The sequence below is a fragment of the Flexivirga meconopsidis genome, assembly GCF_026162425.1.
In the GTDB taxonomy this organism is placed as follows: domain Bacteria; phylum Actinomycetota; class Actinomycetes; order Actinomycetales; family Dermatophilaceae; genus Flexivirga; species Flexivirga meconopsidis.
The window spans coordinates 612576-635116 of the sequence record NZ_JAOBQJ010000001.1; the positions used below are offsets into that span (position 1 = coordinate 612576).

General features: G+C 68.5%; 23 protein-coding genes. 18 read left to right on the forward strand and 5 right to left on the reverse strand.

From position 1 onward, the window contains the following. Positions 1-58: 58 nt before the first annotated feature. On the forward strand, positions 59-724 hold the full coding sequence (locus tag N2M23_RS03000) for an NUDIX hydrolase (protein WP_265443162.1): 666 nt from the start codon (positions 59-61) through the stop codon (positions 722-724). Positions 725-802: 78 nt separating this feature from the next. Here N2M23_RS03000 and N2M23_RS03005 read toward each other — a convergent pair whose 3' ends face one another. Together N2M23_RS03005 and nhaA are read right to left on the reverse strand one after the other, a co-directional pair. Then, on the reverse strand, positions 803-1204 hold the full coding sequence (locus N2M23_RS03005; protein WP_265443164.1) for a phage holin family protein: 402 nt from the start codon (positions 1202-1204) through the stop codon (positions 803-805). A 133-nt stretch (positions 1205-1337) separates the two neighbouring features. Beyond that, complete coding sequence (nhaA, locus tag N2M23_RS03010) at positions 1338-2636, reverse strand: Na+/H+ antiporter NhaA (protein WP_265443165.1); 1299 nt, start codon at positions 2634-2636, stop codon at positions 1338-1340. 348 nt (positions 2637-2984) lie between these two features. Between nhaA and N2M23_RS03015 the strand changes: the two genes are divergently transcribed. The 3 genes from N2M23_RS03015 (at position 2985) to N2M23_RS03025 (ending at position 5127) form a co-directional block, all read left to right on the forward strand. After that, the gene (locus N2M23_RS03015; protein WP_265443166.1) at positions 2985-3953 is read left to right on the forward strand and encodes a hypothetical protein; all 969 of its coding nucleotides are present in this window, start codon (positions 2985-2987) and stop codon (positions 3951-3953) included. A 209-nt stretch (positions 3954-4162) separates the two neighbouring features. Further along, the gene (locus tag N2M23_RS03020) at positions 4163-4612 is read left to right on the forward strand and encodes a nitroreductase/quinone reductase family protein (RefSeq protein ID WP_265443167.1); all 450 of its coding nucleotides are present in this window, start codon (positions 4163-4165) and stop codon (positions 4610-4612) included. Further along, complete coding sequence (locus tag N2M23_RS03025) at positions 4609-5127, forward strand: YrdB family protein (protein WP_265443169.1); 519 nt, start codon at positions 4609-4611, stop codon at positions 5125-5127. The genes N2M23_RS03020 and N2M23_RS03025 overlap by 4 nt, the downstream gene beginning before the upstream one ends. On the opposite strand, the gene acs is transcribed toward N2M23_RS03025, so the two are convergent. Further along, positions 5090-7180, reverse strand: coding sequence for an acetate--CoA ligase (acs, locus tag N2M23_RS03030; protein WP_425270176.1), 2091 nt, complete (start codon positions 7178-7180; stop codon positions 5090-5092). The genes N2M23_RS03025 and acs overlap by 38 nt on opposite strands. Here acs and N2M23_RS03035 point away from each other — a divergent pair. The 10 genes from N2M23_RS03035 to N2M23_RS03080 all read left to right on the forward strand — a co-directional run bounded on the left by N2M23_RS03035 (position 7179) and on the right by N2M23_RS03080 (position 15918). Beyond that, positions 7179-7796 (forward strand): hypothetical protein, encoded by a 618-nt coding sequence (locus N2M23_RS03035; RefSeq protein ID WP_265443173.1) that lies wholly within the window; start codon positions 7179-7181, stop codon positions 7794-7796. The two genes, acs and N2M23_RS03035, sit on opposite strands and share 2 nt — an antisense overlap. Next, complete coding sequence (locus N2M23_RS03040) at positions 7793-8644, forward strand: Fic family protein (protein ID WP_265443174.1); 852 nt, start codon at positions 7793-7795, stop codon at positions 8642-8644. The genes N2M23_RS03035 and N2M23_RS03040 overlap by 4 nt, the downstream gene beginning before the upstream one ends. Positions 8645-9257: 613 nt before the next feature. Continuing rightward, a complete protein-coding gene (locus tag N2M23_RS03045; RefSeq protein ID WP_265443176.1) occupies positions 9258-9974 on the forward strand; it encodes a nucleotide-binding protein in 717 nt (238 codons plus the stop codon). Continuing rightward, complete coding sequence (locus N2M23_RS03050) at positions 9971-11146, forward strand: TadA family conjugal transfer-associated ATPase (RefSeq protein ID WP_265443177.1); 1176 nt, start codon at positions 9971-9973, stop codon at positions 11144-11146. Before N2M23_RS03045 ends, N2M23_RS03050 begins: the two co-directional genes overlap by 4 nt. Next, on the forward strand, positions 11143-11856 hold the full coding sequence (locus tag N2M23_RS03055) for a type II secretion system F family protein (protein WP_265443179.1): 714 nt from the start codon (positions 11143-11145) through the stop codon (positions 11854-11856). Before N2M23_RS03050 ends, N2M23_RS03055 begins: the two co-directional genes overlap by 4 nt. Continuing rightward, a complete protein-coding gene (locus tag N2M23_RS03060; RefSeq protein WP_265443180.1) occupies positions 11853-12428 on the forward strand; it encodes a type II secretion system F family protein in 576 nt (191 codons plus the stop codon). The genes N2M23_RS03055 and N2M23_RS03060 overlap by 4 nt, the downstream gene beginning before the upstream one ends. Positions 12429-12557: 129 nt before the next feature. After that, positions 12558-12728 (forward strand): DUF4244 domain-containing protein, encoded by a 171-nt coding sequence (locus N2M23_RS03065; RefSeq protein WP_265443881.1) that lies wholly within the window; start codon positions 12558-12560, stop codon positions 12726-12728. Between the two features lie 47 nt (positions 12729-12775). Beyond that, positions 12776-13144, forward strand: coding sequence for a TadE family type IV pilus minor pilin (locus N2M23_RS03070; RefSeq protein ID WP_265443181.1), 369 nt, complete (start codon positions 12776-12778; stop codon positions 13142-13144). Beyond that, a complete protein-coding gene (locus N2M23_RS03075) occupies positions 13141-14400 on the forward strand; it encodes an Rv3654c family TadE-like protein (RefSeq protein ID WP_265443183.1) in 1260 nt (419 codons plus the stop codon). Before N2M23_RS03070 ends, N2M23_RS03075 begins: the two co-directional genes overlap by 4 nt. 33 nt (positions 14401-14433) lie before the next feature. Next, on the forward strand, positions 14434-15918 hold the full coding sequence (locus tag N2M23_RS03080; protein WP_265443185.1) for an FGGY-family carbohydrate kinase: 1485 nt from the start codon (positions 14434-14436) through the stop codon (positions 15916-15918). A 20-nt stretch (positions 15919-15938) separates the two neighbouring features. Here the strand turns inward: N2M23_RS03080 and N2M23_RS03085 are convergent, their stop codons facing one another. After that, the gene (locus N2M23_RS03085) at positions 15939-16907 is read right to left on the reverse strand and encodes a sugar-binding transcriptional regulator (RefSeq protein WP_265443186.1); all 969 of its coding nucleotides are present in this window, start codon (positions 16905-16907) and stop codon (positions 15939-15941) included. Positions 16908-17083: 176 nt separating this feature from the next. Here N2M23_RS03085 and N2M23_RS03090 point away from each other — a divergent pair, with 176 nt between their 5' ends. The 4 genes from N2M23_RS03090 to N2M23_RS03105 are packed head-to-tail and all read left to right on the forward strand — an operon-like array spanning position 17084 to position 21716. Continuing rightward, the gene (locus N2M23_RS03090; RefSeq protein ID WP_265443188.1) at positions 17084-18181 is read left to right on the forward strand and encodes an alcohol dehydrogenase catalytic domain-containing protein; all 1098 of its coding nucleotides are present in this window, start codon (positions 17084-17086) and stop codon (positions 18179-18181) included. Further along, positions 18178-19509 (forward strand): MFS transporter, encoded by a 1332-nt coding sequence (locus N2M23_RS03095; protein ID WP_265443190.1) that lies wholly within the window; start codon positions 18178-18180, stop codon positions 19507-19509. Before N2M23_RS03090 ends, N2M23_RS03095 begins: the two co-directional genes overlap by 4 nt. Positions 19510-19533: 24 nt before the next feature. Next, a complete protein-coding gene (locus tag N2M23_RS03100) occupies positions 19534-21264 on the forward strand; it encodes a dihydroxyacetone kinase family protein (RefSeq protein WP_265443192.1) in 1731 nt (576 codons plus the stop codon). Next, a complete protein-coding gene (locus tag N2M23_RS03105) occupies positions 21261-21716 on the forward strand; it encodes a ribose-5-phosphate isomerase (RefSeq protein WP_265443193.1) in 456 nt (151 codons plus the stop codon). The genes N2M23_RS03100 and N2M23_RS03105 overlap by 4 nt, the downstream gene beginning before the upstream one ends. Here the strand turns inward: N2M23_RS03105 and N2M23_RS03110 are convergent. After that, the gene (locus tag N2M23_RS03110) at positions 21700-22518 is read right to left on the reverse strand and encodes a GNAT family N-acetyltransferase (RefSeq protein WP_265443194.1); all 819 of its coding nucleotides are present in this window, start codon (positions 22516-22518) and stop codon (positions 21700-21702) included. The two genes, N2M23_RS03105 and N2M23_RS03110, sit on opposite strands and share 17 nt — an antisense overlap. Between the last annotated feature and the right edge of the window lie 23 nt (positions 22519-22541).

The window sequence follows — 22541 nt, forward strand, 5'->3', positions numbered from 1 at the left end:
CGTCGCTGCGATACTTCGGCGGGGCCCGCAGCCTCCGGATACTTCGCGGGGGCCCCGCATGAGCACCCCACGGTCCGCCGACCCGCCTCCCGCGCAGATGCCCGACTGGTTGCCCGGTCTTGCGCAGCGCGCGCACGCGGAGCCGATGCTGCCCGGCCTGCCCGAGGCGTCGGGCCGGCAGTCGGCGGTGTTGATGCTGTTCGGTCCGCGCGAGGGCGGCGGCCAGGACCTGGTGCTCACCGAGCGGGCGGCGACCCTGCGCAAGCATGCCGGCCAGGTGTCGTTCCCCGGTGGCGGCGTCGACCCGACCGACGCCGACGCGGCCGCGACCGCGCTGCGCGAGGCGCACGAGGAGATCGGTCTGGACGCCGGCGGCGTCGAGGTGGTCGGTGACCTGCCGGTGCTGCCGCTCAGCGTGACCGGCTTCCGGGTCACTCCGATCGCCGCCTGGTGGGCGGTGCCCGGTCCGATCGGTGTCGTCGACACCGCGGAGGTGGCGCGGGTTGCCCGGGTGCCGGTCGCCGACCTGGTTGACCCGGCCAACCGGTTCACCACCGTGCACCCGAGCCGCTCGTTCGACGCACCCGGCTTCGACGTCGACGGCTTCTACATCTGGGGGTTCACCGCGATCCTGCTGGACGCCACGTTGCGGCTGGCCGGATTGGAGCGGCCGTGGGACCGGGCGGACCGGCGGCCGGTGCCGCTGCGCTACTTCAGCAGTTGACGGCCCCCGTCATACGCGCGCGAATGAAGGGTCCGGCCGAGATCGGCCGGACCCTTCATCGTGGGTATGACGAAACGCTCACGCCTTCGGCGGTTTCAGTGCGGCGACGGTGCGCTGCGCTCCGGCGATCGTGCGCTCGGGCTTGCCCTTGATCTTCTTCAGTGCGCTGATGCCGAGCAGCGCAAGGATGAGCACGATCACCAGCAGCACACCCGCGGTGATCAGCATCCCCAGCCACACCGACAAGCCGGCGGCGTGCAGCCCCCACGCGAGCGTGAGCAGCAGGAAGCCGAGCATGTACAGCGCCAGCAGGCCGGCAGCGGCCAGCAGACCGGCTCCCTTGCCACCCTTGGAGACATCGGCCTTGATCTCCACCTTGGCCAGGGCGATCTCGTCTTTGACGATCGCCTGCAGGTCGGTGGAGGCGTCGGCGACGAGCTGGCCGAGAGTGCGCTCCGTGCCCTTGGTGGTCTGGGCCATCGAAAACTCCTCGTGAACGGGGTCGGCTTCACGTGCTGAACTCATCAGTACCTTAGCGACTTCGCGCGGAAGTCCAGCCACGCAGGCTAGCCCCTGTAGCGGGAAGTTGGCGAGGGCCGCGCCGCCGAAGGACTCAGCGGGTGCCCGCCGACTCCTCGACCTGGTAGCAATCCGGCACGCCGTCACCGTCGTCGTCGCGCGACTCGAACTCGTGGATCCGGCGGTAGGTGGCGTTGCGGGAACGCAACACGATCGCGGCGAGAATTGCCGCAAGGAGCGACCCGGTCAACACCCCGAGCTTGACGTGCTCGTCGGTGACCGACCCGCTGCCGAAGGCGAGTTCGCCGATCAACAAGGACACGGTGAAGCCGATGCCGGCCAGCAGGCTGAGCCCGAAGACGTCCGCCCACTCCAGGTCGTCATCGAGTTGGGCGCGGGTGAACTTCGCGGTCAGGAAGGTCCCACCGAAGACGCCGACCGCCTTGCCGAGCACGAGGCCAAGGACGATGCCGATGGTGACCGGGTCGGAGACCGCGTCGCTGAAACCGCCGCCGACCACGGTGACTCCCGCGCTGAAAAAGGCGAAGACCGGCACGCAGAAACCCGCCGACAGCGGCCGCACCCGATGATCCACGCGGTCACCGATCGACTCCTCCTCGCCGACGCGTGCGGTGACCGGCACGAGCATGCCGAGGATCACGCCGGCGATCGTCGCGTGCACACCCGAGTTGAGCACGCACAGCCAGGCGAGGAACGCCAGCGGCACAAGCAGCCACCAGTGGTTGATCCCGCGCCGCATGAGCACGCCGAACAGCACCAGCGGTATGACGGCAGCACCGAGCCACAGCACGTTGATCGAGGAGGAGTAGAACAACGCGATGATCGTGATCGCGATCAGGTCGTCGACGACCGCGAGGGTCAGCAGGAACGACCGCAGCGCCGCCGGCAGGTGGGTCCCGATCACCGCGAGGACGGCGAGCGCGAACGCGATGTCGGTTGCGGTCGGGATCGCCCAGCCCTTGAGGTTGCCGTCGCCGATCAGTTGGTAGCCGGCAAAGAGTGCGGCCGGCAGCGCGACGCCGCAGATCGCGGCGACGACGGGGACGGCCGCCTTGGCCGGATCGCGCAGCTCGCCGTGCGCGAACTCGTGCTTGAGCTCGAGCCCCGCGAGGAAGAAGAAGACGACCAACAGCCCATCCGATGCCCAATGCGCGAAGGTCATGTCCAGGTGCAGGAAGGGCAGTCCGACCTTGGTGTCCGCCAGGTCGCCATACCCGTCACGCCAGGGGCTGTTCGCCCAGATCAGGGCGGCGACGGCGGCGAGCAGCAGCAGCGCACCGCCAACGGTTTCGTGGCGTAGCAGCGACGCGACGCGTTTGGCCTCGGGCCAGTCGCCGCGAGTGAAGATGCGGGGTGCTCCGGGCAAGGTCATGAGATCGGCCCTTTCGGGGTCGAGAAGCGGTCGCGGATCGTTCGACGCCGACCAGGCTTCCCGGCACACCAATTGCACTCGAGTCTACCGGCTTCTTGTCGCGATCTTTACGCCGTCCACGAGCCGGGCAGGCCGGTGACCGAGCGCTCGCGGATTTCGCGGGCTCGCGAGTGACGTCTCCTGCTGCTGACTGACGTCATACGCAACCAGTGACGTCCGTGCACGGACGTCACTCATTGCGTATGCCGACACTCGCGAGCGAACGACGTCACTCGGTATGGCGGCACGATCCACAGGGCGGGCAGCCGCTGACGGCGGAGGGCGCGCGTCCGCTGGCACCCTTCGGCGATGGAGGAAGTTTCTGCGCCGTTCGGGCCCGACGAACTGCTGTGCACCGATGACCTGCAGCGGGCCGGGCGATACGGCTGGCGGATGGCGAGCGGGCCGCGACCGCAACTGCATCGAGTGCGGCGCGGCGCATACGTGCCCGCGGACCGGTGGGCGCAATTCGGGGCGATGACGAGGCACCGCGCCATGGTGCTGGCGACGTTCCGCGCGATGCGGCCGCCCCTGCCGGTGGCGTCCCACTACGCGGCCGCGGCGCTTTGGGGTCTGCCGATCCTCGGGCGCTTTCCGAGCGTGGTCGACGTGACGCGCGACGCCAGCTCCGGAGGAGGCAGTCGACTGGTCCGCGCCCATCGGGTCCTCGATTCGCCGCCGGCAGTGCAGATCGCCGGGGTTCCCGTGACGACCGCTGCCCGCACGGTGGTCGACCTTGCGAGGTCCGGCGATCTCGCTGCGGGGCTGATCACCGCGGATGCTGCGTTGCACGCGCGGTTGTGCAGGTTGCCCGATTTGGATGCGCAGTGCGCGGAACTCCTGCCGGGCGCGCGTGGTCGTCGGCAAGCGGCTCTCGCCATACGGCTTGCTGACGGCAGGGCGGAGTCACCCGGTGAGTCCTTGAGTCGGGCGCGGATCTTCGAGTTCGGGTTGCCGCAACCGGACCTGCAGGTGCCGCTCGTGGACGCGGCCGGCGTCTTCGGCTTCGGCGACTTCGGGTGGGAGGGCCTGATCGGTGAGTTCGACGGCCGGGTGAAGTACCTCACCGGTGACGACCTCTGGCGCGAGAAGCAACGCGAAGACCGGGTGCGGCGGACGACCGATGCCGTCGCGCGCTGGGTCTGGTCGGATGCCTTCGCCGGGGACGGGCTGGCGCGGATCCTGCGGGACGCCGGGTTGGTGCCGCAGCCTGCCGCCGTATGGCGACGGTGGGATCCCGAGACGCAGCCGATCCGGCACGCGGCGGCTCCCGAGTGACGTCTCTTGCCGCTGACTGACGTCCGCTGCAACCAGTGACGTCCGTGCACGGACGTCACTCATTGCGTATGCCGACACTCGCGAGCGAACGACGTCACTCGGTATGGCGGCGCGACAAAAACGAGAGCAGTGCTCTTGTAAACCTCGGTGCTCGGTGCTTCACTGGTCCCACCACTGAGAGCACTGCTCTCGAAAATGGAGGAGGGACCATGGCGCAGCAGACCTACCATCGACCGGGCATCGGCACCCGCGTCTTCAACACGGTCGTCGCGTTCTTGGCGCGGCGCGGCATCAGCGTCGCCGGCGCTCGCGAACTCGTCGTCACCGGGCGCACCAGCGGGCAGCCGCGGCGTACGCCGGTCAATCTGCTCCGTCTCGACGGGGCGGATTACCTCGTCGCGCCGCGCGGCATCACGCAGTGGGTGCGCAATGTGCGCAAGCAGCCGTCGGTCGGGCTGCGGCTGGGCAAGCAGGAGGACCGTTATGCCGTGCAGGAGTTGCACGGTGCGGACGCGGTGCCGGTGCTGCGGCTCTACCTGAAGAAGTGGGCGTGGGAGGTCGGCGCGTTCTTCCCTGAGGGCGTGACGGCGAGGTCGACCGATGCCGAACTGCTCGCGGTGATCCCGGATCACCCGGTCTTCCGGTTGGTCCGCGTATGACGAACGAGATCAACCCGAACGACGTCCTCGCCTTCCTGATCGAGATCGTCGCCCTCGCCCTGCTCGGCACCTGGGCGTGGCGGACCGCGCCTGAGCCGGTTATCGCACGGCTCGGCGCGGTGGTGCTCGTGCTCGCGGTCGCACTGACCCTGTGGGGGCTGTTTGCCGCGCCGAAGGCGACCTTCCAGGTGCCGGCCGCTGCGATCGCGGTCAAGGTGCTGGTGCTCGGCGGCAGCGTGCTGGCGGCATACCCGATGTGGCCGCTCGTGCTGGTGGTTTTGTTGGGCGGTGGTCGTCGTGGTCAACACAGCGCTGATCTACGTGGGGCCGTTCGCCCGCTAGAACCGGTAGCACTCGTCACGTCAAACGGGGACTTGTCACGTGCTCTAGCACGTGACAAGTCCCCGTTTGGTGGACAAGTCGTCGTTCGCGCGACGAGTGTTGGTGCGAGGAGCGCTGGTATGACGAGCCGGTCGCTCAGTCCTTGGCGTTCGTGTCACTCATGCCGGTCTTGATCAGGTCCATCACCGAGGAGTCGGCGAGCGTGCTGACGTCGCCCACCTCGCGGTTCTCGGCGACGTCGCGCAGCAGACGGCGCATGATCTTGCCCGAGCGGGTCTTCGGCAGCTCGGAGACGACCATGATCTGCCGCGGTTTGGCGATCGGGCCGATCTCCTTGGCGACATGGTTGCGCAGGTCGGCCACCAGGGCGTCGCCGTCCTGCTCGGCCTCGGCAGCCGCGTCACCACGCAGGATGACGAACCCGACGACCGCCTGACCGGTGGTCGCGTCGGTGGCGCCGACGACCGCGGCCTCGGCCACCTTCGGGTGCGACACCAGTGCGGACTCGATCTCGGTGGTGGACAGCCGGTGGCCGGAGACGTTCATGACGTCGTCGACCCGGCCGAGCACCCAGATGTTGCCCTGCTCGTCCCGCTTGGCGCCGTCGCCGGCGAAGTAGACGCCGGGATAACGCGACCAGTAGGTCTCCTTGAAGCGCTCCGGGTCGCCCCAGATGCCGCGCAGCATCGACGGCCACGGTTTGTCGATGATGAGGTAGCCGCCCTTGCCGTTCTCGACCGAATTGCCTTGCTCGTCAACGACATCCACGCTGATCCCAGGGATCGCGGCCTGCGCCGACCCGGGCTTCAGGGTGGTCACGCCGGGCAGGGCGCTCACCATGATCGCGCCGGTCTCGGTCTGCCACCAGGTGTCGACGATCGGGGTCTTGCCGCCGCCGATGATCTCGCGATACCAGACCCACGCCTCGGGGTTGATCGGCTCACCGACCGACCCGAGCACCCGCAGCGAGGACAGGTCGTACTTCGCGGGGGTCTCCTTGCCCCACTTCATGAAGGTCCGGATCGCGGTCGGCGCGGTGTAGAGCACCGAGACCTTCTTGTCCTGCACGATCTCCCACCAGCGGCCCTGGTGCGGGGTGTCCGGCGTGCCCTCGTAAAGCACCTGCGTCGCGCCGTTGGCCATCGGGCCGTAGACGATGTAGGTGTGACCGGTCACCCAGCCCACATCGGCGGTGCACCAATAGACATCGGTCTCGGGGTGGACGTCGTGCACGACCGAGTTGGTGTAGGCCGCCTGCGTCAGATAACCGCCGGTCGTGTGCAGGATGCCCTTGGGCTTTCCCGTCGTGCCGGAGGTGTAGAGCAGGAAGAGCGGGTGCTCGGAATCGACTGGCACTGCTTCGTGTTCGGGGCTCGCGGCCTCCAGCGCCTCGTGCCACCACAGGTCGAGTTCGTCGTTCCAGGCGGTGTCCTGACCGGTGCGTCGCACGACGAGCACCTTGCTCACCGTCGTGTCACCCGAAACCGCTTCGTCCACAGCGGGTTTCAGTGCTGACGGCTTGCCACGGCGATAACCGCCGTCGGAAGTGATGACGACCTTCGCCTCCGCGTCCGCGATGCGTGAGCGCAGCGCGTCGGCCGAAAAGCCGCCGAAGACAACAGAATGCGGCGCCCCGATGCGGGCGCACGCGAGCATTGCGAAAACGGCTTCGGGGATCATCGGCAGGTAGATCGCGACCCGGTCGCCCTTCTGGACGCCCAGATCGGTCAGCACGTTCGCGGCGCGCTTGACCTGATCGAGTGCCTCGGCATACGTGAAGTCCTTGGTGTCGCCGTCGGGCTCGCCGATGAAGTGCAACGCGACACGATCGCCGTTACCGGCCTCGACGTGCCGGTCAAGGCAGTTGTATGCCGCATTGAGCTCGCCGCCGACGAACCACTTGGCGAAGGGCGCCTCCGACCAGTCGAGCACCTGCCCGAAGTCCTTGCTCCACGTGATCCGGTCACGCGCCTGCTGCGCCCAGAACTCGTCCCGATCGGCGTCGGCCTGGTCGAACAGTTCTTTCGTTCCGTTCGCCTGGGCCGTGAACGCCGGGTCCGGAGGGAACTCACGGTCTTCGTGGGACAGGGCGGCCAGGGTCTCCTCGCTCGGAGCGTCGGACACGGCAATACCTCCTATGTTCGGGCGGTTGGCTTCCTTCCACCCAACCGCTAAATCAAGTCCGCTGCCAACCGTTGCACGAGATTGCCGCAAAATTGATGGCATGCCGTTGACCGATGACGAGATCGCCGCGCTCCGGCCGGCCGAGCGCATCGAACTCGTACGACGTCTGAAGACCGGCGGCGTCCTGGAGGCACTGGTCCGGACCGAGTTGCGCCGAGCGCGCCGGCGCCGTGCGATCGCGCTCACCATCACCGCGGTCTGCACCGCACTGCTGCTGCCATGGGTCGTCTACCTGGCGTTGACGCTGCCGGACCAATACGTCGCGCACGCATGGGCGCTGACCTGGACCGGCTTCGACGCACTGCTGGTCGTGATGCTCGGTCTGACCGCGTTCTTCGCCTGGAAGCGCCGGGTGCTGGTGGTGCTGACCTCGTTCGCGACCGGTGTGCTTCTGCTGGCCGACGCGTGGTTCGACATCACCACCGCCGACCCGGACGACGTGCGGCTGTCGATCGTGTCCGCGATTGTCGTGGAGATCCCGTTGGCCTGCTTCTTGATGTTCATCGGGGCGAGCATCGTCTGGCGCATCGCCGGTCTGCTCAACGTGATGACCGGTCAGGGGGACCCCAAGGCCGGCTGGCGCAGCACCATCAACTCCGAGATCGTGCATGGCGATCGCGACGTGACCACCGAACCGAAAGAGCTGCTGGACAGATGACTTCCGCCTCGACCAGTCCGTTGACCGCGCTCGCGGGTCTGCCCGGCGTCTCCGACGCCGTCGACCGCGCGCGGGAGGCGTGCACGCAACTGCGCTGGCACAACGCCCTGCGTCGGCGGGTGCCCGAGGCGTCCGCCGAGTCGCGGGTGCGCGGGGCTCGCGCGAGTGCGCTGCTGGAGGGTGCCGAGTTCCCGGTCGACCTGGTGCGAGACGTGATGCGTGGCGCGGACGAAGCGCCCGGTGGCGATGCCCGCGGCGCCGCTCTGCAGGGCGCGATCCAGGCAACCGCGCAGACCGAACAACTGCTGTCGGTGGTCCGGACCGCCCCGGCCCAGGCGCTCGCGCGACTGCACACTGCGGCCGCCGCTGGACTCGTCCCGGACGACGCCCTCGGCCGCCCACGTATGACGGGGGAGCGCGTCGCCGAGCTCACCGAGCTCGGCCCGGCGCCCGACGCGGCACAGGCCGCCGCCCGATTGCGCGGAGTCGTCGACCTGATCGCGTCGTCGGCCGGGGCGCCCGGCGTGCTCGTGGCGGCGGTCGCACATGCCGAGATCGCGAGTGCGCGGCCGTTTGTGCACGGAAACGCTTTGGTGGCAAGGGCATTGGAGCGGTTGCTCCTTCAGTCGACCGGCGTCGACCCGACCGGCACGGTGGTGATCGAGGCGGGTCGTGCACGCGAGTCCGCGGCCGGTTACCAGGGGGCGCTTGCGGCATACAGCTCCGGCGGGAGTGAAGGTGTGCGTCTCTGGTTGGAGCACAGCGCCGAGGCGGTCGTCGCCGGGGCCGCCGAGGCGACGCGGATCTGCGACGCGGTGCTCGCGGGACGGCTGACTCCAAGGCCCTGAGGCAGCGCGTATTGTGCGCCGCTGCGCCCCGACATACAAGACTTGTGACCTGGGCCACATCGGAGTAGACCTGTCTTCATCAACGACGGACGGGAGTCCGACGACAACCGCTACCGAGACCGGCACCCACGCGGAGACAGTCCACGTATGGACCGCTCGTTCCGGGCCTTGCGCCCGGGCGACAAACCTTGAGGATGCACGCCTGGTCACCGGAGGTAGGCAGCGGCCAGAGGGCCTCGCGCTTGCAAGCGCGGGGCCCTCGCCCTATGGGTTTACCGATTGTTGAAAGTCCGACGAACGTCAGGATTTGTTATAGGAATCGGCGCTGCCATTGAGTTCGGTTCCCCGCCGGGGCAACACTTGATCACGAAGCGCTCCCTTCCAGGTAGCAGCGCCGGTGTGCGGCCTCAACCCCACCTGGGGTCGCCACACCGAAGGCCCCCGCCGACCCCCCCGGCGGGGGCCTTCATATGTGATGGCAGATCCTGGCGAATGCCGACCGGCGCGTCCCATCGGTCCCCTCATCCACACCCCGACGGGTGCGCCGGCCGGCATCCACAGATAGCGACGGCACGGCTGGCCGACCGGTTCCGTCCGGATGACGATCGGCCACATGGACCTTTCGGCAGGTATGACGGTGGCCGTCGTCAGCGGCGGTGGCGGGGCCGGTGGCACGACCCTGACGTGCGGGCTCGCGGTGCGGGCGCACGCGGCTCGGCGCAGCGTCGCGGCAGTGGACGCAGACCCTGCGGGCGGCGGACTCGACGTCGCCTTCGGGCTCGAGACGGAGTCGGGCGCCCGGTGGCGGCAGTTGCAGGGCGCGTCCGGCGCGCTGGACGGCGGGCGTCTGCTCGGGCGGCTGCCGCAGCGTGCGGACGGACCCGCGGTGCTCTCGCACGGTCGGCAATGGCACCCGGTCGCCGATGAGCTGATGGTGCGCGCGATCGACGGCCTGGCGGCGGTCACCGAGCTGGTGATCGTCGACGTCGGCCGGGCCCTGCAGGACGAAGCCATGCGTGCGCTGCTTCGCCGGTGCGACGCGGTCATCCTCGCTGCGCGCGGCACGGCCTGCGGTCTGGCGGCCGCCGGGGCGACCGCCGACCGTCTCGGAGTTTCGGCCCAGCTGGTGGTGCGCGACCTGCCCGCGGGTCTGGTCGCTGAGGTGGCGGCCTCCCTCGGGCTGCCGGTCGCTGCGGTCATCGCGAGCGACCGCCACCTGTCGGCCGACGCGACACGCGGGTTGCCGCCCGGGTCCCGGGAGCGCTCGGAGTTCACCGCCCGATGTGACGAGATTCTGCGTGACCTGTTGACGAGCGCAGCCGCGGCATGAGCGGGCGTCCGGAGAGTTCACCGGTCGGCGCTGCGCTGTGGGCGCAGATCCGGGACGGCCGGTCGCCGACCGAACGCAGCGTCGGTGCGCTCGCCGAGGTCGACGCGGCGTTGCTCGGATCGGACAGTGTCAGCGCGCTCACCGAGCGGCTGCACTCCGATGTCTTCGGCGCGGGGGTGCTCGACCCGGTGCTCGTGCTGCCCGGGGTGACCGACGTGCTCGTCAACGGCACACGGGGTGTCTGGATCGATCGAGGTGCCGGCCTGGAGTCGATCGCGGTCGAGGTCGGCGACGCGGCCGCGGTGCGGCGGCTTGCGGTGCGGCTGGCGACCCTCGCCGGGCGCCGCCTGGACGAGACCAGCCCGTGCGTCGACGGGTTGCTGCCGGGTGGCGTTCGGCTGCACGCCGTGCTCCCACCGCTGGTCGAGGACGCCGCGCACCTCAGCCTGCGGGTGCCCCGCCGCGAGCCGCCCACCCTGGACCAGTTGGCGATGGGTGGCACCGTCGGGCCGTTCGGCTTGCGCGTCTTACGCCGCCTGATCGCCGCGCGCGTCGCGTTCGTGGTCAGCGGCGGGACGGGCACCGGCAAGACCACGCTGCTGGCATCGATGCTGAGCGAGGTCGCCTCCGCCGAGCGCATCGTGGTGGTGGAGGACGTCCGGGAGTTACAGATCGCCCATCCGCACGTCGTGCGGCTGGAAAGCCGCGCGGCGAATGTCGAAGGACAGGGCGAGATTTCACTGACCCTTCTGGTCCGGCAGTCGCTGCGCATGCGACCCGATCGACTGGTCGTGGGCGAGGTGCGCGGCGCCGAGGTGCGGGAGCTGCTGAGCGCGCTCAACACCGGACACGAAGGTGGCTGCGGGACCGTGCACGCAAACACCAGCTCCGATGTGCTGGCCCGATTCGACGCGCTGGGTGCGTTGGCGGGGATGTCGACCGACGCCGTTGGCTCGCAACTTGCGTCCGCGGTCAAGGTCGTGGTGCAGGTGCGCCGCGACGGCGGCAGACGCACGGTGGGGGAGATCGGCGTGATCGAGCGCGGCGATCGTGGGCTGCGGGTGCGTCCGGCTCTGCATCGCCGCGGCGGGGACCTGGTCCGCGACGAGGCGTGGCCGGTCCTCGCCGGGCTGCTGGGCATCGACGACGTCCAGATGACGGAGCAGTCGTGATCGCGCTGGCGGCAATGTGCGCTGCGCTGGCCGTGGTGTGCTGGCCGGCACGCGGGACTCCCGTCATACCTGATCCTGTCGGGGGTGGCCGGGTGCGAAGCCGGCGGCCCCGACTGTCGATTGGCGGGCGTGGGTCGCGTCGAACGGCCGATATCGACCGGCTGACCGCGATGCTCGAAGGCATCGCGCCGGCGATCGCCGCCGGAGTCGCGCCGGCGACGGCGGTCTCGACGTCAGCCCTGCTCGCCGCCGGTTCGATCGAGGACGGCAGCTTGCGGGACGGGCTGCGACGCCTTGCCCATGAGGCGGCGGCTGGTGCGCAGCTCGCGCCGATCTGGGCAGACCTGCACCGCGTCCACGCACTTCCCGCTCTCGCGAGCATCGCCCGCGCCTGGGCGTTGTCCGAGCAACTGGGGTGCGGTGTCGCAGACTCCCTGGCGACGGCGAGCGCGATGATGCGTGAGCAGGTGGATCGCGACCGGCGAGTCGACGTGGTCACCGCCGGGCCCCGCGCCACCATGCAACTTCTCACCTTGCTGCCGCTGGCGGGAGTAGGCATCGCCGCGCTGATCGGCGTGAGCCCGTGGCGGTTGTATGCCGGCAGCCTCGGCATCGCTGTGCTCGTCCTCGGTGGATTGCTCATCCTCGCCGGACGCCGGTTAGTGCGCCGGATGATCCGACGAGCGTGCGCATCGGCGGAGATCGTATGAACGGCAACGGGTTTGTCTGGTTTGCGGTCCTGTTGGTGGCCACGGTCCCCCTGCTGTGGCCGAGTCCTGGTTCGTCCCCGGCCCCGCTCGTCGAGACCGATCAACCCGCTCGCGCCGCGCCGGACGCGCGAGAGGACCTACTGAGCGTGGCGGGTGCCCTTGACCTCATCGCACTCGCTCTGGGCAGTGGAGTCCCGCTGGTCACCGCCGTCGAGGTGGTCGCCGAGCGCAGCGGCCCGGTGGTCGGCCGACAGCTGCGTCAGGTGGTGGCCGCGCTGCGGTGGGGTGTGGAGGAGGCCAAGGCCTGGGACGGGCTGCCCGCGTGCTGGCGGCCCGCCGGACAGGCGCTCGCGCTGGCCGGGATGGCGGGCGTGCCGCCAGCAGGTCTGCTGCGCCGAGCGGCAGCGGATCTGCGCCGTGGCGAACAGCGGCGCATCGAGGAGGCCGCCGGCCGGCTCTCGGTGCTGGTCGTCGTGCCACTGGGGCTGTGCTTCCTGCCCGCGTTCGCACTGCTCACGGTCGTGCCGGTGATCGCCGTGCTGGCGGGTGACCTGCTGGGTGGTGTCCGGTGACCAGGCGTGCTGTCGATAGCCGGCAGCTCGAAAACCGCTCTCGCAGAGGGCGATTCAACAAGGAGGAGATCGATGACGATACGCAACGTACGTCTTGGGCGGCGAGTGCAACGGCGCTGGTTGGAGGTGATGACGGCGGTCTCCCGTGGCCGCGAGGCCGGGATGACGACGGCCGAATACGCCGTCGGCACGCTGGCAGCGGTGGCCTTCGCCGCGGTGCTGATGGCTGTCGTGAAGTCGGGAGCGGTGAAATCGGCGCTGACCGCGATCATCCAGAGCGCGCTGAGCGTCGCGTCCTGACGGCCGGGTGGCCGCGAGCGGGGCGCAACGCCACGCGCGATGCCGGCATGGTCACTGCCGAGCTCGCGGCCACCCTGCCAGCGCTGATCTTCGTGCTCGTCGTGGCACTCAACGCGGTGCTGATCGGCATCGATCAGGTGCGTTGCGTCGACGCGGCACGAGTGGCTGCTCGTGCCGCGGCTCGCGGTGACTCGGCCGCCGCGGTGCGGCAGGTCGGTGCGCGGGCAGGCCCGGGCGGGGCCGCGGTCGAGGTGCGCGGCGGTCCAGGTGCCGCGGGCGGCACCGTCATCGTGACCGTGCGCGCACCGGTGCCCGGTCCGTTCGGCTGGCTGACCGGGGGAGCGGACCTGTCCGCGACCGTAACCACCCCAGTCGAGTCCGGCGCTGCGGCGCCCGCGGCGGGGACGACGCCGTGAGCGTCGAGCCGGGCGTCGTGCCCAGCACCGCTCGCGCCGCGTGCCGACCTGGCGATCGAGGGTCGGCCACCGTCCTGGTCATTGCTGCGATCGGCGTCGTGTTGACCTGTCTGCTCGGCGCGCTGGCGCTGCTGTCCGCGGTCACCGCCAGCCATCGCGCGCGAGCGGTGGCGGACCTGGCCGCACTGGCCGGCGCCGGGGTGCTGCTGGACCCGCTCGATGCACGTTCGGCCTGTGCGGTGGCGGCTTCGGTCGCGAGCGCCAACCGGGGACACCTGACCAGCTGCGCCGAGAGCGGCGATGAGGTCACAGTCTCGGTGACCGTCACCCCGTCCTGGCCCGGTCTGCCCGCCGCGAATGCGCGGGCGCGGGCGGGTCCGGAAGGTTTCGTGCCTCGTTCCCCGAGGGCCGGGTTCGGTGGCACATCAGGTCTGGCGGGTAGGTTTGTCCGAATGAGCGAACCGACGACGTTCGAGCTGTCCGGTCACGCCGGAAGACTGCACGCACAGCGGTGGCCGGAGCCGGAGCAGCGGCGCTATGTGGCGCTGCTCTGCCACGGCTACGGCGAGCACATCGGACGCTATGGCTTCGTCGCCGACCGGTTACGCGCCGATGGAGCGATCGTCTACGGCCTCGACCACGTCGGCCACGGTCGCAGCGAGGGCGAGCGCGTGTTGATCGACGACTTCGACAAGGTGGTCGACGACTTCCGCCTGCTACACAAGCAGGCGGAGGCCGAAAACCCAGATCTACCAGTGGTGCTCATCGGCCACTCGATGGGTGGGATGATCGCGGCCCGTTACGGCGGTCTGCACGGAGCAGAGCTCGCCTGCCTCGTATTGTCGGCGCCCGTGCTCGGTCACTGGGATGTGATCGACGGGCTGCTGTCCGGTGAGATCGAGCCCACGCCGCTCGACCCGTCGACGCTGTCGCGCGATCCGGCGGTCGGCGCGGCATACGAGGCTGACCCGCTCGTCTGGCATGGGCCGTTCAAGCGGTCGACACTGCAGGCTTTTCACACCGAGCTCGATCGGATCAACAAGGGCCCGGCGCTCGATGACGTGACGGCAATCTGGCTGCACGGTAAAGCGGATCAGCTCGTTCCCTACGCCGCGACCCAGGAGGGCTGGCGGGTGATCGCCGACGAGGGTGACCACGCACAGTCCTACCCCGGCGCGCGTCACGAGATCTTCAACGAGATCAACAAGCTGGATGTACTGCGCGACGTCACGCGGTTCATCAACCAGTTCGTCTGAGTCGCAACACCAACACGTCGCAGGGAGATCGGCATGTACCTCGGCATCGACATCGGCACCGGTAGCACCAAGGCCGTACTAGCCGACGCAGAAGGCGTCGTCATCGACACTGCGTCGCGCAGCCACAAGGTGTCGCTGCCGGGGCACGGGCGCGCCGAGTTCGACGCCGAAGGCACCTGGTGGCGGGAACTCACCGAGCTGTGCCGTGAGCTGCTCGGCAGGAACCCCGCCGACCGAGTGCGAGCGGTCTGCGTCAGTGGCATGGGTCCGTGCCTGGTGCTCACCGACGATCGGCTGCAACCGACCCGGCCGGCGATCCTCTATGGAGTCGACACCCGCGCCGAGGAGCAGGTCGACGCGCTGACCCGCGAGCTCGGGGCGGCGCAGATTCTGCAGATAGCCGGAAAGGCGTTGAGTTCACAGGCAGTTGGCCCAAAGATCCGTTGGGTCCGCGAGGTCGAGCCCGAGGTGTATGCCGCGTCGTCGCGGTTCTTCAGCTCCAACAGCTATCTCGTCGCGAAGCTGACCGGTGAATACGTCCTCGACCACCACACCGCGAGTCAGTATGCGCCGATGTACGACATGCGTAGCCAGGGATGGCATGAGTCGTGGGCCTCGGACATCGCCGGTGCTCTTGCGCTGCCGCGGCTGGTGTGGTCCGACGAGCTCGTCGGGCAAGTGACCGCGGCAGCTGCGGATGCGACCGGGATTCCGGCCGGGACCCCGGTCTGTGCGGGCACCGTCGACGCCTGGGCGGAGGCCTACAGCGCAGGCGTCCGGCGGGACGGTGACGTGATGGTGATGTACGGCTCCACGATGTTCTTCGTGCAGCAACTCGCCGACTATCGCATCGACCCGCTGCTGTGGACGACGGTCGGGATCGAGCGAGGCAGTCTGACGCTCGCGGCCGGCACCTCCACCGGCGGGAGCATCACGACGTGGGCCCGAGAACTCTTCGGCGACGTATCCTTCGATGCGCTACAACGCGAAATGCAAGTGGTGCCTGCGGGTTCCGAGGGTCTGCTGGTGCTGCCGTACTTTCAGGGCGAACGCACCCCGATCTTCGACCCACGCGCCCGCGGCGTGATGCTCGGCTTGTCGTTGCGGCATACCCGTGCGCACGTCCTGCACGCGATGTACGAAGGAATCGCCTTCGGCACCCGGCAGATTCTGGAACGTCTCGAACAGGCGGCACCCGCGCGTCGGTTGATCGCTGTCGGCGGCGGCACCCAATCGGCCGCCTGGGTGCAGGCGATGAGCGACATCACCGGTATGCCGCAGGTCGTGCCGTCCGAGACGATCGGCGCGAGCTACGGCGACGCGTTGATGGCCGCCATCGGCGTCGGTGACGTGGCACCGGGGACCGTGTGGGCGAAGGACGGTCGCACCGTCGAGCCGAATCCCGAGCACCTGGCCCGGTATGACGAGATGTATCAGCTCTTCACCACCGCCTACCCGATGCTGCGCGACCACCTGCACGCTCTCGCCGACATCGCCGACCGCAGCATCGACGCATAACGACTTTTGAACGTCACGGGTCAGTTGCGTCGACGGTCCAGATAGTCCGCGACCGCGGACGCCGTGACCGCGTCGGTCACCAGGGTGTCGAACATCCCGGATGCCGCCGCGCCGACGATGCTGGTGACCTTCTCCAGTCCGACGGCCACCGCGATCGAGCTCGGGACCTGGCGTAGTTGATCGGGTGAGATGCGCACCATCCGATCGCTGCCGTCGAACTCCAGCGGCTGCCCATCCAGATCGAAGAAGTTGAGGCAGACGTCGCCGACCGCGGTCTGCAACTCGTCGCCCTGGGCCGGGATGTGCCGTGAGATCGAGGACCGGGAGCTGGTCGGCGCACCGATGCCGACCAGAGCTGCGGCGGCGCGGTCCCACATCGCGGTCAGCGCGGTGAAGTCCTCATCGTCACGCAGGGTCGCCAGCATGCGCGCACTCGGACGAGCCGGCGCGAAGAGGAAATGCGCACGGCCGTAAGCCTGTTCGGCGAATGACCGGACGATTTCGTTGGTCTGGTACCAGGCCTCGGGTTCAGAGACTCCGCCCACAGTCGGCGCGACGTCGAGGCCCGGCGGCACCGTGACCCGTGCTCGGCTGAGCTCGTAGACCGTGCGGCCCGACGACAGCAGAAGCACGTCTCCCGGCCGTAGGGCGGCGTCGGTCAACGCGTCGGCCACGGGGCCGCGCAGCCCGGCTCCCTCGTGGCCGCGTTGGTCGCCCTCGGCGACATAGGCCTTGCGGATGCCGAGCCGCCCCGCGATGTCGGCATGCGACGCATCGGCCACGCGGCGCAGGTCCTCGGGACGGTGAATAGTGATGTCCACCAAGCCGATCCGTCGCGCCTCGGCAATGAGGCGGCTCACTGTTGGACGCGACACGTTGAGTCGCCCGGCGATGTCCGCTTGTGTCGCGTGGTCGAGGTAATAGAGCCGCGCGGCCTCGTATGCCGTCGCCGGATCGAATCTGGTGGATTCAGCGCTCGTCTTCGGCACCCGTCGCTCACCCCTGCTCCGCGACGGGCTCTTCCCCGCCGTCGATGCCGAGCCTATACCGCGAAAATCGATCGCAGAACATCTGTTCCAATATGAACCAATGTTCTTGACATTTGTTCCTGGCCGCTTCACTCTCGAGGTATCGCTGTGATGCAGCGCACACCGAGGAGGCTCAGATGACCGAGAACGTGCCCGCCACCATGCAGGGCGTCGTCGTACACGGCCCGCAGGACTACCGGCTGGAGGAACTGAAGGTTCCGACCCCCGCCGAGGGCGAGATGCTCATGCGGGTCGAGGCGGTGGGGGTCTGCGCGAGCGACCTGAAGTGTTACCACGGCGCCGCGAAATTCTGGGGAGACCAGAACCGTCCGGCCTGGGCGCAAACCGGGGTCACCCCGGGGCACGAGATCGTCGGCACCATCGTGCAGGCCGATGCGGCCGCGACTGCGCGGCATGGCATCGAGGTAGGCGACCGGGTCGTCGTCGAGCAGATCGTGCCCTGCTGGGAGTGTGCGTACTGCCTGCGCGGCGCGTACTGGATGTGCGCTCCCCATGACATGTTCGGCTTCCGCAACTTCAACGGCGCCATGGCGGAGTACCTCGTCGTCCCGGCCCGCGCCCTGCCACACAAGATCAGCCATGATCTGCCCGCCCAGCACGCCGCGTTCGCCGAGCCGTTGTCCTGCTCGATGCACGCGGTCGAACGAGCGGGGGTCACCTTCGACGACGTAGTCGTCGTGGCGGGTGCCGGACCAATCGGGCTGGGTGCGATCGCCGGCGCACGACAGAAGAACCCGCTCAAACTGATCGCGCTGGACGCGGTCGACGCGAAGCTCGATCTGGCCACGTCCTGCGGTGCGGACGAGGTCATCAACATCACCGAGGCGGATGCCGTCCAGCGGGTGAAGGACATCACCGAGGGGCTCGGTGCCGATGTCTACATCGAGGCGACCGGGCACCCCAGTGCGGTCGGGCAGGGCATCAATCTGCTGCGCAAGCTCGGTCGGTTCGTGGAGTACTCGGTGTTCAAGGACGACGTCACCGTGGACTGGTCGATCATCTCCGACGACAAGGAACTTGACGTCCTCGGTGCCCACCTCGGTCCGCACTGCTGGCCGGCGGCGATCAAGCTGCTGGAGAGCGGTGTGTTGCCGATGGACCGCATCTGCACCGACCAGTTCCCGCTGGCTGACTTCCAGCAGGCGCTCGACCTGGTGGGCGACTCGGCCGGGTCTTCGGTCAAGGTGTCGATCCTGCCTGGCGGTGTGGGATGACAGCGCTGACGATGGCGTCTACGGGGCGCCGCGAAACGTTCCTCGATCGGATCGGCATACCGCATAGCCTTCGTTGGGGCTTTCTCGGTGTGCTGGTCTTCATGACCGGCAACGGTGTCGAATCCAATTTCCTGACACCGCATCTGGAGGATGCGCTCGGTTCCACCGAAGCCACCATTTCGGTGATCATCGCCTTCTACAGCGCGTCCGTGTTGGTCGCCAGCTACCTGTCTGGCGCCCTTGCCGACCTGATCGGTCCGCGTCGGGTGATGTTGCTCGGCTTCGTGGTCTGGGTGTTGTTCGAGGTGCTGTTCCTGCTGTCGACCGCCGCCGGCAGTCTGCCGCTCGCCGCGATCACGTACACCCTGCGCGGATTCGGCTTTCCGCTTTTCGCGTTCGCCTTTCTCGTGTGGGTCAACATCACCACTCCGGTGGAGCGCAACGGCACCGCTGTCGGCTGGTTCTACGTGATGTTCACCGGCGGCCTGCCGACCCTTGGGTCACTCTGGGCGATCGGCGCAATCCCTGCCTTCGGCGGCGGTTTCGGTGGTGAGACCGCAGCCATGTGGAGCTCGATCGCGCTGGTTGTCGCCGGGTTCTCGCTGGCCTGGTTCGGGGTCCGAAACCGTAATGGTTTCAAGAGAATCGCTCCTGCGGGTGAGTCCAAGGCGCAGGTGCTCACGGCCGGGATACGACTCACCGCTCACAACCGGAAGATCCTCAAGGGCTTTCTGGTGCGACTGATCAACACTGCCCCGGAGTTCGGGATGTTCATCATCCTGCCGGCGGTCATCTCGGACGACCTCGGCTGGGGACAGTCGCGCTGGCTGACCATGACCGTCTGTGTGTATGCCGGCAACATCCTCTTCAACGCCTTCTTCGGTGCCATCGGCGACCGGTTCGGTTGGCGACAGACCGTGCGGTGGCTGGGGATCGTCGGATCCTCTATCGGTCTGCTGTTGTGGTGGTATGTGCCGCACCTGGTGCCCGCCGGGTCGGACTGGGGCTTCCTGGTCGCCGTGGTGGCAGGCATGGTGTTCGGGATCCTGCTCGCCGGGTTCGTGCCGATGGGCGCGATCATGCCGGCACTGGCACCCGAGCACAAAGGTGCCGCAATGGCGATGTACACGACGGCTGCCGGCGGTGCGTACTTCCTCGGATCTGCAGTCGTGGCAATAGTTCTCAACGTCGCGAAGTCGCTCGGCGCTTCGTCTTTTGTGTCCAACAGTGCCGTCGTGTGGGCGTTCGTCGCCCTCTACGCGTGTGCCTTCGTGATGGTCGGCGACCTCCGGGTGCCCCAGGACGAAAAGGGCCGCCGTCAGCACTGACAGCCTTGTCGAAAGGTCTACCCCATGACTTCCATCTTCCGTGACCCGGCGGGCTTCGCCGAGGATCAACTCACCGGATTCACTGCGCTCTATGCCGATCGGCTGCGCCAAGTCCCCGGCGGCGTCGTCAGCCACCTCACCGATCGGCCACAGGTCGGCGTGGTCGTCGGCGGTGGCTCGGGGCACTATCCGGCCTTCGCCGGCACCGTCGGGCCGGGTTTGGCGACTGGCGCTGTTGTCGGCAACATCTTCACCTCGCCGTCGACTGCGCAGGCGTATTCGGTTGCCAGGGCTGCAGATCAGGGCGAAGGCATCATCTTCAGCTTCGGCAACTATGCCGGTGACAACATGAACTTCGGCCTTGCCGCCGACCGGTTACGCAAAGAAGGCATCGACACCCGCATCGTCGTCGTCACCGACGACATTGCCTCGGCCGACGAGCCGGAGAAGCGACGCGGCATCGCGGGCGACTTCAGTGTGTTCAAGGTGCTCGGTGCGGCCGCGGCCGAAGGCATGTCGCTCGAAGATGTCGAGCGGGTGGGCCAGGCCGCGAACGCGAACACCCGCACGCTCGGTGTCGCCTTCTCGGGCTGCACGATGCCCGGTGCCACCGAACCGTTGTTCACCGTGCCCGATGGGCACCTGGGCCTCGGGCTCGGCATCCACGGCGAGCCCGGCATCCGCGATGTCGCAATGCTGCCCGCCGACGAACTTGCCGCACTCCTGGTCGACGACCTGTTGCGAAGCACACCAGACGGGGCGGGAAGTCGAGTCGCTCCGATCCTCAACGGACTTGGCACCACGAAGTACGAAGAGCTCTTCCTGCTCTGGTCGCTGATCTCGAAACGCTTGCAGGACAACGGACTTGAGCTTGTCGAGCCGGAAGTCGGCGAGTTGGTGACAAGTCTGGACATGGGCGGATGTTCGCTGACACTCATGTGGCTCGACGAGGAGTTGGAGCGGCTGTGGCGGGCCGATGCGTACACCCCGGCCTATCGCAAGGTGCGCAGCGGCGTCGACCAGTTGCACGCGCCCAGCGACGCCGATGAGTCAGCGGCATCGATCGAAATGCCCGCCCCGGATGCGACGGATGCAGCTCGACAACTCGGCGTACGCCTGAGGAAGGCACTCGGCGTCATGCAGCGCACTCTCACCGAGCACGAGGACGAGCTGGCTCGCATCGACGCAGTCGCGGGCGACGGCGATCACGGACGCGGGATGGTCAAAGGCTGCACTGCCGCCACCCGGGCAGTTGAACGGGCGCCGGCCGAATCCGGCGTCGGACACCTGTTTTCGCGCGCCGGACAAGCGTGGGCGGAACAGGCCGGGGGAACTTCCGGCGTGCTCTGGGGCAGCGGGCTCGAAGCATTCGGCGACGCCCTCACCGACAGTCGCGAGTCCTACACGGCCGCCGACATCGCCGCTGGGGTGCGCGCCTTCACTGATGCGGTGCGCGATCTCGGCCATGCCGAACTCGGTGACAAGACGATGCTCGATGCGCTGATTCCCTTCTCGGAGCAACTTTCCGCACGTGTCGAGGACGGTCTTCCGATCGCGTGGACGGCCGCAGCAGAGAGAGCCCGAAGGGCGGCGGACGGCACCGCGACGCTGCGACCACGGGTCGGCCGGGCGCGGCCGCTGGCCGAGAAGAGCATCGGCCACCCAGACGCCGGAGCGACCTCGCTGGCGCTGATCGTCACCGCGCTCGGCGCCTGGCTACCCGAGACCACCAACCCAAAGGAGGGCGACAAGTGAGCAACGGACTGCGGATCGTGGTCGGCAGCGACGACGCAGGCTACGACTACAAGGAGGCCATCAAGGCCGATCTGGCCGATGACGACCGGGTGATCAGCACCACCGACGTCGGCGTTGACGAGTCGGGGCACACGGCGTACCCGCACATCGCGGTGCGGGCCGCCCGAATGGTCGCCGACGGTGTGGCGGATCGGGCACTGCTCGTGTGCGGGACCGGTCTCGGCGTCGCGATCGCGGCGAACAAGGTCAAGGGCGTGCGTGCGGTCACTGCGCACGACTCGTTCTCGGTGGAACGAGCCGTGCTGTCGAACGACGCCCAGGTGCTGTGCCTCGGCCAGCGGGTGATCGGTCTGGAGCTCGCCCGTCGGCTCGCCAAGGAATGGCTCGACTACGACTTCGACGACAGCTCACCATCGGCGCAGAAGGTGGCGGCGATCAATGACTACGAGTGACTGCGCGCCGCCATACGTATGGCGTCGTGGTCGTCACGTTTGCGAATCCGTAGCGCTCCAGGATCGGCCGCGAGTAGTCGGTCGAGTCGCTGTTGATCAGGGTCTTACCGGCACGGAGCGCGGCCCGGGCGCGAGCGGCGGTCAATGCCCGGTAGATCCCGCGACCGCGCCACTGCGGTAACGTCGAACCGCCCCAGATGCCAGCGAAGTCCGTGCCGGGCACCGGGTTGATCCGTCCCGCGCTGACCACTTGTCCGCCCGACACCGCGACCCACGCCTCCATGCCGGTGGTGTCCTCGGCGAACTCCCTCAGGTGCTCCTCGACGCGCGGCGCAATCGACTCCGGCGGATCTGCGAAGACGATCGCCTGCATGGTGCACATCAGCTCCAGCCCGGGGCGATCGGTGACCTGCTGCAGGGTGACACCGTCGGGCAGCGGCACCTCGACGGCCAATGCCTCCGACTCGCCGACCATCACCGACTCCGGGTCCTCGGGCACGAATCCGCGCTCGGTCAGCAGCTTTTGGAGTCCCGGCAGGTTGTCGTGGCCGCGGGTCTTCCACTCGAACTCGGTGATCTCCGGGTTCGCCGCGAAATGATCGACCGCGGCATCGACGAGATCACCCAGCATCCCGTCTCCGGTGGCCGAGAAGGGCGCGTAACTGACGAAGCCCCGTCCGCCGCGGAAGGTGCCGAGCATGAGCGGCCCGACGCGATCGACCTGTATGGCGTAGCGCATCTCGGCGTCGGAACGCAGTTGTTCGTCGTAGCTGGCCAGCCAGCGATCGGTGGTGTTGGGCACCGGTCGATCCTGCCTGCTCCAGG

What these genes read in the sequence shown, in the direction of transcription:
- N2M23_RS03000 (WP_265443162.1), top strand. Translation starts at nt 59, where the DNA reads ATGAGCACCCCACGGTCCGCCGACCCGCCTCCCGCGCAGATGCCCGAC.
- N2M23_RS03005 (WP_265443164.1), bottom strand. Translation starts at nt 1,204, where the DNA reads ATGGCCCAGACCACCAAGGGCACGGAGCGCACTCTCGGCCAGCTCGTC.
- nhaA (WP_265443165.1), bottom strand. Translation starts at nt 2,636, where the DNA reads ATGACCTTGCCCGGAGCACCCCGCATCTTCACTCGCGGCGACTGGCCC.
- N2M23_RS03015 (WP_265443166.1), top strand. Translation starts at nt 2,985, where the DNA reads ATGGAGGAAGTTTCTGCGCCGTTCGGGCCCGACGAACTGCTGTGCACC.
- N2M23_RS03020 (WP_265443167.1), top strand. Translation starts at nt 4,163, where the DNA reads ATGGCGCAGCAGACCTACCATCGACCGGGCATCGGCACCCGCGTCTTC.
- N2M23_RS03025 (WP_265443169.1), top strand. Translation starts at nt 4,609, where the DNA reads ATGACGAACGAGATCAACCCGAACGACGTCCTCGCCTTCCTGATCGAG.
- N2M23_RS03035 (WP_265443173.1), top strand. Translation starts at nt 7,179, where the DNA reads ATGCCGTTGACCGATGACGAGATCGCCGCGCTCCGGCCGGCCGAGCGC.
- acs (WP_425270176.1), bottom strand. Translation starts at nt 7,180, where the DNA reads ATGCCATCAATTTTGCGGCAATCTCGTGCAACGGTTGGCAGCGGACTT.
- N2M23_RS03040 (WP_265443174.1), top strand. Translation starts at nt 7,793, where the DNA reads ATGACTTCCGCCTCGACCAGTCCGTTGACCGCGCTCGCGGGTCTGCCC.
- N2M23_RS03045 (WP_265443176.1), top strand. Translation starts at nt 9,258, where the DNA reads ATGGACCTTTCGGCAGGTATGACGGTGGCCGTCGTCAGCGGCGGTGGC.
- N2M23_RS03050 (WP_265443177.1), top strand. Translation starts at nt 9,971, where the DNA reads ATGAGCGGGCGTCCGGAGAGTTCACCGGTCGGCGCTGCGCTGTGGGCG.
- N2M23_RS03060 (WP_265443180.1), top strand. Translation starts at nt 11,853, where the DNA reads ATGAACGGCAACGGGTTTGTCTGGTTTGCGGTCCTGTTGGTGGCCACG.
- N2M23_RS03065 (WP_265443881.1), top strand. Translation starts at nt 12,558, where the DNA reads ATGACGGCGGTCTCCCGTGGCCGCGAGGCCGGGATGACGACGGCCGAA.
- N2M23_RS03070 (WP_265443181.1), top strand. Translation starts at nt 12,776, where the DNA reads ATGGTCACTGCCGAGCTCGCGGCCACCCTGCCAGCGCTGATCTTCGTG.
- N2M23_RS03080 (WP_265443185.1), top strand. Translation starts at nt 14,434, where the DNA reads ATGTACCTCGGCATCGACATCGGCACCGGTAGCACCAAGGCCGTACTA.
- N2M23_RS03090 (WP_265443188.1), top strand. Translation starts at nt 17,084, where the DNA reads ATGACCGAGAACGTGCCCGCCACCATGCAGGGCGTCGTCGTACACGGC.
- N2M23_RS03095 (WP_265443190.1), top strand. Translation starts at nt 18,178, where the DNA reads ATGACAGCGCTGACGATGGCGTCTACGGGGCGCCGCGAAACGTTCCTC.
- N2M23_RS03100 (WP_265443192.1), top strand. Translation starts at nt 19,534, where the DNA reads ATGACTTCCATCTTCCGTGACCCGGCGGGCTTCGCCGAGGATCAACTC.